This window comes from Dokdonella sp. (genome assembly GCF_051958935.1).
GTDB lineage: Bacteria > Pseudomonadota > Gammaproteobacteria > Xanthomonadales > Rhodanobacteraceae > Dokdonella_A.
In genome coordinates this window covers 24,000-33,011 of the sequence record NZ_JBQCFP010000062.1, presented here as the reverse complement: position 1 = coordinate 33,011, position 9,012 = coordinate 24,000, and the positions used below count along the sequence as shown (strand labels likewise).

Annotated in this window: 8 protein-coding genes and 2 pseudogenes; 2 read left to right on the top strand and 8 right to left on the bottom strand. The window is 67.8% G+C overall.

Features of this window, described 5'->3' with window-relative positions:
• From ACTHK2_RS06000 to apbC, 8 genes and pseudogenes are all read right to left on the bottom strand, one after another.
• Positions 1–654: pseudogene (locus ACTHK2_RS06000) on the bottom strand (hypothetical protein); the annotation flags it as partial.
• Positions 651–1,121, bottom strand: a complete 471-nt coding sequence (locus ACTHK2_RS05995) for a low molecular weight protein-tyrosine-phosphatase (RefSeq protein ID WP_440244789.1) — start codon at positions 1,119–1,121, stop codon at positions 651–653. The gene ACTHK2_RS05995 and the pseudogene ACTHK2_RS06000, both read right to left, overlap by 4 nt.
• A 109-nt stretch (positions 1,122–1,230) precedes the next feature.
• Positions 1,231–2,001: a 3-deoxy-manno-octulosonate cytidylyltransferase gene (kdsB, locus tag ACTHK2_RS05990; protein WP_440244788.1), complete on the bottom strand. Its 771-nt coding sequence runs from the start codon at positions 1,999–2,001 to the stop codon at positions 1,231–1,233.
• A gap of 209 nt (positions 2,002–2,210) precedes the next feature.
• Positions 2,211–2,888: a hypothetical protein gene (locus tag ACTHK2_RS05985; RefSeq protein WP_440244787.1), complete on the bottom strand. Its 678-nt coding sequence runs from the start codon at positions 2,886–2,888 to the stop codon at positions 2,211–2,213.
• 126 nt (positions 2,889–3,014) lie between these two features.
• Entirely contained in the window at positions 3,015–3,440 is a 426-nt protein-coding gene (locus ACTHK2_RS05980) for a hypothetical protein (protein ID WP_440244786.1), read from the bottom strand.
• Between the two features lie 148 nt (positions 3,441–3,588).
• Positions 3,589–4,002, bottom strand: a complete 414-nt coding sequence (locus tag ACTHK2_RS05975) for a hypothetical protein (protein WP_440244785.1) — start codon at positions 4,000–4,002, stop codon at positions 3,589–3,591.
• A 325-nt stretch (positions 4,003–4,327) separates the two neighbouring features.
• A complete protein-coding gene (gene dcd, locus ACTHK2_RS05970; RefSeq protein ID WP_440244784.1) occupies positions 4,328–4,894 on the bottom strand; it encodes a dCTP deaminase in 567 nt (188 codons plus the stop codon).
• Between the two features lie 116 nt (positions 4,895–5,010).
• Complete coding sequence (gene apbC / locus ACTHK2_RS05965; RefSeq protein ID WP_440244783.1) at positions 5,011–6,102, bottom strand: iron-sulfur cluster carrier protein ApbC; 1,092 nt, start codon at positions 6,100–6,102, stop codon at positions 5,011–5,013.
• A 130-nt stretch (positions 6,103–6,232) separates the two neighbouring features.
• Here apbC and ACTHK2_RS05960 point away from each other — a divergent pair, with 130 nt between their 5' ends.
• Positions 6,233–6,679, top strand: a complete 447-nt coding sequence (locus tag ACTHK2_RS05960; protein ID WP_440244782.1) for a DUF2147 domain-containing protein — start codon at positions 6,233–6,235, stop codon at positions 6,677–6,679.
• A gap of 120 nt (positions 6,680–6,799) precedes the next feature.
• Positions 6,800–9,001, top strand: a pseudogene (metG, locus tag ACTHK2_RS05955) (methionine--tRNA ligase).
• Positions 9,002–9,012: the final 11 nt, after the last annotated feature.

Below are 9,012 nucleotides of genomic sequence, written 5' to 3'. Positions count from 1 at the left end.
ACCCCCCGCGGGGTACCCCGCTTTGCCGCGGCCGAATCCGCGCACCCCGCGGCCGTCAGGGCCGAATGCGAGCACGCGATCCTGGCCGCTGGCGGCGATGAACCGGCGCTGCTCGTCGCCGAGCAGCCCGCCCGGGAACGCGAGCACGCTGCGCGGCTCCGGCCGCGCGACCGCTTCGGTCGGCTCGTACACACGCTGGTCGTGGGTCGCGGCTTCGTCGAGCAGCGAACCGATGTGGGCCTCGATCTCCGCACCGCGCCGCTCGCCGGCGTAGACCGCGACGAGTCGCCCGGTCGCATCGACGAGCGCGACGCTTGGCCAGGCGCCGACACCGTAATCCTGCCAGACGCGGAAGTCGCGGTCATTGGCGACCGGATGGCGCAGGCGCAGGCGATTGACGGCACGCAGCAGCACCTCGTCTTCGCGCTGGTGCGGATACTTGGGGCAGTGCACGCCGAGCACCGCGAGGCCGTCGTGGTGCAGCTCCTCGAGGCGGCGCAGGTCCGCGGCCAGGTTCCAGCTGTTGACGTTGTCGTAGCTCCAGAACCACAGCAGCACGACGCGCCCGCGCAAGGCTTCCAGCCGCGGAGGCATGGCGGTGTTCACCCACGCCAGATCGGCCGGCAACGGCGGCGCTTCGCGGTGCGTGTTCATGAAGCGTGCCGCGCTTTCGAACGCAATCGTCGGATCAACGCATCGACGCCCTTGCGCGCGAGTTCGACCGTGCGCTCGAAATCGCGCGCCTTGCCGTAATACGGGTCGGGCAGCTCGGTATCGCCGAGGAACAGCGTCGGCGCCGCGCCGATACCGCGATGGAAGCGCTGCAGCGCGAGCAGGTTCATGCGATCCATCGCGAACACGAGTTCGAAGCGCTCGAAATCGGCGCTCGTGACCTGGCGCGCGCGCAGGCCGGCGATGTCGTAGCCGTGCGCGGCAGCGGCGCGGATCGCGCGTTCGTCCGGGGGTTCACCGACGTGATAGTCCTCGGTACCGGCCGAATCGACGTCGATGTCGAGGCCCGCACGCGCGAACTCGGCACGTGCAATGCCCTCGGCCGTCGGCGAACGGCAGATGTTGCCCATGCAGATGAAAAGGATCCGTCGTTTTTCGTTTTCGGCCATCGCTGTGCGGCAGAAATCGAGTCCATGGCCCCCGTCCCCGCGAGTGCCCGGCGCAGCCTAGCAGAATCGTCCGCGCAAGGCCGCATCTGCCGTGCGCGACCGGCGCAGCTCAGCGGTCCGTGAGAAAGCGCTCGACGCGCGCGAGATCCTCGGGCGTGTCGACACCGGCCGGGAACGGCTCGGGCGCGATACGCACGGCGATCGCGTGGCCGTGTTCGAGCGCGCGCAACTGTTCCAGCGATTCGCAGCGTTCGAGCGGCGTCGGCGCGAGCGTGGTGAAGCGACGCAGGAAACCGGCGCGATACGCGTAGATGCCGATGTGGCGCACGAACGGCACCTCGGGCGGCAGCGCGTCGCGGCTTCGCGCGAACGCGTCGCGCGGCCACGGCAGCGGTGCACGGCTGAAGTAGAGCGCACGCCCGTCGGCGCGACGGACGAGCTTGACGCAGTTGGGATCGAACAGTTCCTCGCTCGTGGCGAGCGGCGTCGCCAACGTCGCCATGGGCGCATCGTCCTCGACGAGCGCCTGCGCGACCGCGCGGATGCCGCTCGCCGGGGCGAGCGGTTCGTCGCCCTGCAGGTTCACCACGATCGCATCGTCGGGCCAGCCCAGCGTGCGCGCGACTTCGGCAAGGCGATCGCTGCCGGAGGCGTGGTCCGCACGCGTCATCACGACGCGCACGCCGCTGCCTGCGAGCGCGGCTTCGATGCGGCCGTCATCGGTCGCTACGACGACGTCGGTGGCACCCGCCGTGCGCGCGCGGCGTGCGACGTGCACGACCATCGGCTCACCGGCGATCGGCAGCAGCGGCTTGCCCGGCAGGCGTGTCGAGCCGTAGCGCGCGGGGATCGCGACGATGAAGGGGACGTCGGTCTGCATCGGCGGTGGTGTCGGGGAGGTCGGGCGCAGCCTAGCGGAGGGTGGAGCGCGTCGACAACCATGCGATGGTGATGGGGTCGAAACCTCCGCTGTCGTGCTCGACTACGTCCGCTTGCAGGCGGGAGACTCACGGTCCCGGCCTTCGCGAGGACGGCGGCTGATGGGGCGTGCGTAGACGTCTGGAGAAATGCACGCGGCCGGGCACCGCATCAGCAGTCCTTGCCCGCCTTCTCCTCGCGCGTGACCTCGATCACGAGGTCACCTGTCGCGGCAAACGGCAGTCTGGTCTTGACCGCATCGGTGGCGTAGTAGAAACCGCCCTGCGTCGGCGCCCTCACCGCCTCGCGCACTTCAGACTCGTACGACTTGCCGATCGCCTCGGGCGTGGTGGCGACTGCGAAGCGCTGCACCTTGTCGAGTTTGACGCAGCCGAGCAAGCGCGACTTGCGGAACGGGCGGATGTCCAGGTGCAATGGCTTCACTTCAACCGGCGCGCGGAAGTCGTCGCCATCGACCACGTACAGCACCGGCTTGAATACCACGTTGCCGTGCCCGGCGGGGTTCTTGCGCGCGATCACCTGCACGCGCACGGCCGCATGCTCGAGCTCCTCGGGCAACTCGATGACGCGGTAGCGGCTCCGGCCCTTGCTGAAGTCGTTCTCGGGATCCTTGTCGTCGATGCGGAAACTCACGCGCGTGCCCGGTGACAACGCGATCGGTCCGCTCGCAGGTGCACTCATCTCGGGCACCGGGTGCCTGGGCTTGCCGAACAGGCGGTCCTTCCAGTCTCCGAAGGTTTCGGTGACGAAGCTGAGCGGATTGGCCGCGTCGGCATGCGCGCAGGCGGCGAGGACGAGAGTGGCGAAAAGCGGCTTGTAACGCGGCATCGTTCGGGAGGTCGGAATTCTGTCGGTCGGATCGGTTGCAGCTCGCCGCGACGCGCGCCTCCACCAGCCCCAGGGGGCTCGCGCATCACGACCGGGCACGCCGCGGAAACGGCGTGCCCCGTTGCATCAGTGCCCGGCGGGCTCCGCGGCCGGCGCCGGCTCCGCAGCGGGCTGGCCGTCCGTCGCAGGCGGGTTCTCGATCGCGGGCGCCGCGGCCGGCCGCTCCGGCTGCGGGATTTCCTTGAGGTCGCCGCCGTACTGCTCGAACGACTTGAGGCCGAGCGTCTTGGCGATCGAACCGATCACGCGGCGCTGCTCGTCGCTGCCGCCGCGCTTGAGCACGACGCCGGTGATGTGGTCGTCGTCGCGCAGCCCGCCGATGTAGCCGTACAGCTCGGCCTTGCCCATGATCGCGCCGTCGATCGAGTACTTGTCACCCTTGACCGGCTGCACCATCGCATTGCCGTCGCGGATGTCCGAGCGCGCGAACGCGCTGCCAGCGGCGGCGAGGGAAAGAGCGAGCGCGAGTGCGCGCATGATCTGGGTCTTCATGTGTGGTCTCCATGGATTCGATGCAGGCCGTATGCGAAACGTCCGGCGGGGTGCAACGGGGTTGCGAACGAATCCACGCGGTTCGTTCGTGCTCGCCGCTGCGGCTCGGGTCCCGCGCGGCGACGCGATCATCGAGGCACATCGTGCCTCACTGCTTGTCGGCTTCTTCCTTGGTTTGCGCGCGCAGTTCGGAGATCGATCCGTCCTTCTCCTGCAGGAACGCGCTGAACTTCATCTCGTAGGCGATGCGCGCGAGCGCGATGATGTGCTCGTTCTTCACCTTTTCCTTCTCGCCGCGCTTGAGCAGCACGCTGCCCATCGGCAGTTTTTCTTCCTGGCGGTAGCGGAACGCGCTCTTCAGGTCTTCCGCATTGAGCGGCGCGCCGTCGAAATCGAACTGGTTGTCCTTGTCGGCGACGATCGTCACGTCGAAGGTCGACGGCACGTTCGGCGCGGGCACGGAGTCGGGGCGGGCGCGACCGCCGCCGCAGGCGACGAGGAGGCCGGCCAACAACGCGAGCGCGACGCCGCGCAGGATCGATCCGGTCGTGAAACTCCGCATGGCTCCAGGGACTCCGTAGGTAGTCGAGAAGATCAAGCCTATCACCACCGCCGCGCGCGCGGCAGGGCGGCGTTGCCGGCGGTTCACGTCGCAGGCTGCCGATCGGCCCCCCGCGGCTGATTCCTCCGTAGGCGCAGACGGCTTCGCCGTCATTCCCGCGAAAGCGGGAATCCATTTTTCTTTTCGCCCGTTAGTGGCGTCAAAAGCCAATGGAGTCCCGCTTTCGCGGAATGACGGCGGGAGGAGCGATTTCGCGCTCCTATCCCTGCTCCGCCGGGTCCCCTCGGCGCCGGCGGGCGGCCGAAACGGCCCAAGGCCACCCTGCTCACGCGGTAGGCAGGGTCACGCCCGTCTGCCCCATGTACTTGCCGCCACGATCCTTGTAGCTCGTCTCGCATTCCTCGTCGGATTCGAGGAACAGCATCTGCGCGACGCCCTCGTTGGCGTAGATGCGTGCCGGCAGCGGCGTCGTGTTGGAGAACTCGAGCGTGACGTGCCCTTCCCACTCGGGCTCCAGCGGCGTCACGTTGACGATGATGCCGCAGCGCGCGTACGTGCTCTTGCCGAGGCAGATCGTGAGCACCTTGCGCGGGATGCGGAAGTACTCGACCGTGCGCGCCAGCGCGAACGAGTTCGGCGGAATGATGCAGACATCAGACTTCACGTCGACGAAGCTGCGCTCGTCGAAGTGCTTGGGATCGACGATGGTCGAGTTGATGTTGGTGAACACCTTGAACTCGTCCGCGCATCGCACGTCGTAGCCGTAGCTCGACGTGCCGTACGAAACGAGCCGCTGGCCCGCATGCTGCTTCACCTGCTGCGGCGCGAACGGCGCGATCATGCCGTGCTGCTCGGCCATGCGGCGGATCCAACGGTCGGATTTGATGGACATGGGGAATGGGGAGTGGGGAATGGGGAATGGTCGCGGAGAATGGGACTTGGGATGGAGAAAGAACCGGGAAGCGGAGCGCTGAAAACTATTCCCTATTCCCCATTCCGGCTCCCGCTTCACGTGTTCTGCACCACGATCTTAGGAAACGCGATCGCCTTGTTGCGCGCACGCAGCGACAGGCGGCCGGCGGCGTTGCGCGCGATCTCGCGGTAGCGCGCGGCGAGGTCGGAGTCGGGCATCGCGGCGACCGTCGGCGTGCCGCCGTCGGCCTGTTCGCGGATGCGGATGTCGAGCGGCAGGCCGCCGAGCATCGGCACGCCGTACTGCGCGGCCATGCGCGCGCCGCCGCCTTCGCCGAACACGTGCTCCTCGTGGCCGCAGTGCGTGCAGATGTGCGTCGCCATGTTCTCGACGATGCCGAGCACGGGCACGTTGACCTTCTCGAACATCTTGAGCGCCTTCTTCGCGTCGAGCAGTGCGATGTCCTGCGGCGTCGTGACGATGACCGCGCCGGACACGGGAATGCGCTGGCACAGGGTCAGCTGGATGTCGCCGGTGCCGGGCGGCAGGTCGACGACGAGGTAGTCGAGGTCCGACCAGTTCGTTTCGCCGAGCATCTGCTGCAATGCCTGCGTGGCCATCGGCCCGCGCCAGATCATCGCGGTGTCTTCCTCGATCATCAGGCCGATCGACATCGCCTGCACGCCGTGGCTCACCTTCGGTTCGATGCGCTTGCCGTCCTTCGTGTCCGGCTTGCCTTCGAGGCCGAGCATGCGCACCTGGCTCGGGCCGTAGATGTCCGCGTCGAGCACGCCGACGCTCGCGCCTTCGGCCTTCAGCGCGAGCGCGAGGTTGGCCGCGACCGTCGACTTGCCGACGCCGCCCTTGCCCGACGCCACCGCGATCACGTTCTTCACGCCGGGCAGCGGCGTCAGCCCCTGCTGCACCTCGTGCGCGACGACGCGGCAGGCGACGCCGACCGCCGCATGCGCGATCGCCGCGTCCGCCTCGAGCGCGCGCTTGACCTCGTCGCCGAGCGCGGCCTGCGCCGACAGCGCCGGATAGCCAAGCACGATGTCGACCGAAACGTCGCTGCCGGACACACCGACGCCGCGCACGGCGCCGCTCGCGACGAGATCCTTGCCGGTGTGTGGGTCGACGATGCCGGCGAGGATCTGCCGGGCCCGGGCTTCGAGGGAGTCGCTCATTCTGGAAGGACGCGCGGGAGGAAACGCGCATTATGCCAGCGATGCCGGTGCGTCCGCTGCGCCGCGCCTTGACGGCCTTGCGACCACACGGCACCGTGCGGAGGACACATCCACGCCCGGAGACCGCGCCATGTCGTACCGCACGCCCGCCCTGCTCGCCCTCGCCCTGTTCGCCGGCGCGCCGGCCTTCGCCGCGGAAAACACGCCGGTCGGTACCTGGACCACGATCGACGATGCGACCGGCAAGCCGAAGTCGATCGTGCAGATCACCGAGGCCAACGGCAAGCTCGAAGGCAAGGTGCTCGAAGTGCTGCAGTCCGAACAGGGTCCGCACCCGGTCTGCAAGGCCTGCGACGGCGAACGCAAGGACCAGCCGGTCGAGGGCATGGTCATCCTCTGGGACGTCGCGAAGGACGGCGACGTCTGGGACGGCGGTCGCATCCTCGATCCGAAGAACGGCAAGACCTACAAGGTGAAGCTCACGATGCTCGACGGCGGGCAGAAGCTCGACGTGCACGGCTACATCGGCTTCGCCCTGCTCGGCCGCTCGCAGGTGTGGGAACGCAAGTCGCCGTAGCGCGGACCTCGGCTGCCGGACCCACCGCATTCGGTCGGTGGGCGCAGGCCATCTCACGCGGGGCCATCGCCCGGCGTGCCATAATTCCGCTTTGCAGCAACGAAGCGGAAGCCGCGACGCATGAGTGCGCCGAAACCCAAGCAGATCCTCGTCACCCACGCCCTGCCGTATGCGAACGGCCCGCTGCACATCGGCCATCTGCTCGGCTACATCCAGACCGACGTGTGGGTGCGTGCGCGGCGCATGGCGGGCGACACGGTGCATTTCGTCGCCGCCGACGACGTGCACGGCACGCCGATCATGCTCGCCGCGGAGAAGGCGGGACTGACGCCGGAAGCGTTCATCCGCGGCATGTACGACAGCCACGTCCGCGACTTCCGCGACTTCGGCATCGAGCACGACTGCTACCACACGACGCATTCGCCGGAGAACAAGGAACTCGCCGAGGAAATCTACCGCCGCCTCAAGGCCGGCGGCCACGTCGCCGCGCGTTCGATCCGCCAGCTGTACGACCCGGTGCGGCAGATGTTCCTGCCCGACCGCTAACTCAAGGGCATCTGCCCCAACTGCGGCACGCCTGACCATTACGGCGACAACTGCGATAACTGCGGTGCGACCTACGCGCCGACCGACCTCAAGGATCCGCGCTCGGTGCTCTCGGGCGCGACGCCGGAGCTGCGCGATTCGGAACACTACTTCTTCAAGGTCGGCGACTTCGCCGCGATGCTGCGCGACTGGCTCGCGGGCAAGCTCACCGACGGCGAGCCTGTCATGCATTCCTCGGTCGCGGCGAAGCTGCGCGAATGGCTGGACGCCGAGGGAGGCGTGCGTGACTGGGACATCTCCCGCGACGCGCCCTACTTCGGCTTCCCGATCCCCGACGCGCCGGGCAAGTTTTTCTACGTCTGGCTCGACGCGCCGATCGGCTACCTCGCAAGCTTCAAGAAGTACTGCGCCAGCGATGCGGGAGCGAAGCATGGCCTGACCCCCGCCTATTTCGACGAGTTCATGGCAGCCGCGCAGCCTTCGGCACTCGGCGCCCAGTCCTCTCCCAAGGAGATGCATCACTTCCTCGGCAAGGACATCGTGAACTTCCATGGCCTGTTCTGGCCGGCGATGCTCCACGGCGCGACCATGCGCACGCCGGATGCGCTGCACGTGAACGGCTACCTCACGGTCAACGGTGAGAAGATGTCGAAGTCGCGCGGCACGTTCGTGATGGCGCGCACCTACCTCGACGCGGGGCTCGATCCGGACTACCTGCGCTACTACTTCGCGACGATGCTCACCGCCGCGCCGGTCGACCTGGACCTCGACCTCAAAGCCTTCGAGGAGCGCGTCAACTCGCATCTCGTCGGCAAGTGGGTGAACCTCGCGAGCCGCTGCGCGGGCTTCGTGCACAAGTTCTTCGATGGCCGCCTCGCGACGGCGTTGCCGACCGCCGAACGCGCGATGTACGACGCCTGGGCGGAGAAGCTCGCGCCGTGCGCCGAGCTCTATCGCGCCTGCGACTACGCCGGCGTCGTGCGCCTGCTGGTCGAGGTCGCCGACGAGGCGAACGCGTACGTCGCGGCGAAGGCGCCATGGCTGCTCGCCAAGGACGAAGCGAAACGCGAGGAACTGCACGTCGCCTGCACGCTCGCGCTGAATGGGTTTCGGCTGCTGTCGATCTGGCTCTATCCGATCGTTCCAGGCATCGCACAACGATCGAAAGCGTTCCTCGGCGGAATCTGGCAGCGCTTCAGTGACGCAAACGAGCCTTCGCTCGGCGCTATTCTCAATGAATTCGTACCTCTTACCATTCGCGTGGACCCGAAGAAGGTCGAAATGATGATCGAAACTTCGAAGGAATCCCTCAAGCCCGCCGACAAGGCGGGCGATGCTGCCTCCGTGGGAGCGGCGTCAGCCGCGAGAGCCCCGGCCACCCCCCAGAAAAGCATCGCGGCGGAAGCCGCTCCCCCGCAAGGGGGAGAAGGTGCGCCGCTGGCCGCGACGATCGGCATCGACGACTTCGCCAAGCTCGACCTGCGCGTCGGCAAAGTGCTCGCCTGCGAATTCGTCGACGGCTCGGACAAGCTGTTGCGCTTCGAACTCGATGCGGGCGAACTCGGCAAGCGGCAGATCTTCTCGGGCATCCGCGGCGCCTACGGCGAACCCGGCAAGCTCGTCGGCCGCAACGTCGTGTTCATCGCGAACCTCGCGCCGCGCAAGATGCGCTTCGGTGTCTCCGAAGGCATGATCCTCTCCGCCGGGTCGGGCGGTGACGACCTGTTCCTGCTCGATGCCGACGCCGGTGCGCAGCCCGGCGCGACGGTGAAGTAAACGGAGGCGGC

What these genes read in the sequence shown, in the direction of transcription:
- ACTHK2_RS05995 (WP_440244789.1), bottom strand. Translation starts at nt 1,121, where the DNA reads ATGGCCGAAAACGAAAAACGACGGATCCTTTTCATCTGCATGGGCAAC.
- kdsB (WP_440244788.1), bottom strand. Translation starts at nt 2,001, where the DNA reads ATGCAGACCGACGTCCCCTTCATCGTCGCGATCCCCGCGCGCTACGGC.
- ACTHK2_RS05985 (WP_440244787.1), bottom strand. Translation starts at nt 2,888, where the DNA reads ATGCCGCGTTACAAGCCGCTTTTCGCCACTCTCGTCCTCGCCGCCTGC.
- ACTHK2_RS05980 (WP_440244786.1), bottom strand. Translation starts at nt 3,440, where the DNA reads ATGAAGACCCAGATCATGCGCGCACTCGCGCTCGCTCTTTCCCTCGCC.
- ACTHK2_RS05975 (WP_440244785.1), bottom strand. Translation starts at nt 4,002, where the DNA reads ATGCGGAGTTTCACGACCGGATCGATCCTGCGCGGCGTCGCGCTCGCG.
- dcd (WP_440244784.1), bottom strand. Translation starts at nt 4,894, where the DNA reads ATGTCCATCAAATCCGACCGTTGGATCCGCCGCATGGCCGAGCAGCAC.
- apbC (WP_440244783.1), bottom strand. Translation starts at nt 6,102, where the DNA reads ATGAGCGACTCCCTCGAAGCCCGGGCCCGGCAGATCCTCGCCGGCATC.
- ACTHK2_RS05960 (WP_440244782.1), top strand. Translation starts at nt 6,233, where the DNA reads ATGTCGTACCGCACGCCCGCCCTGCTCGCCCTCGCCCTGTTCGCCGGC.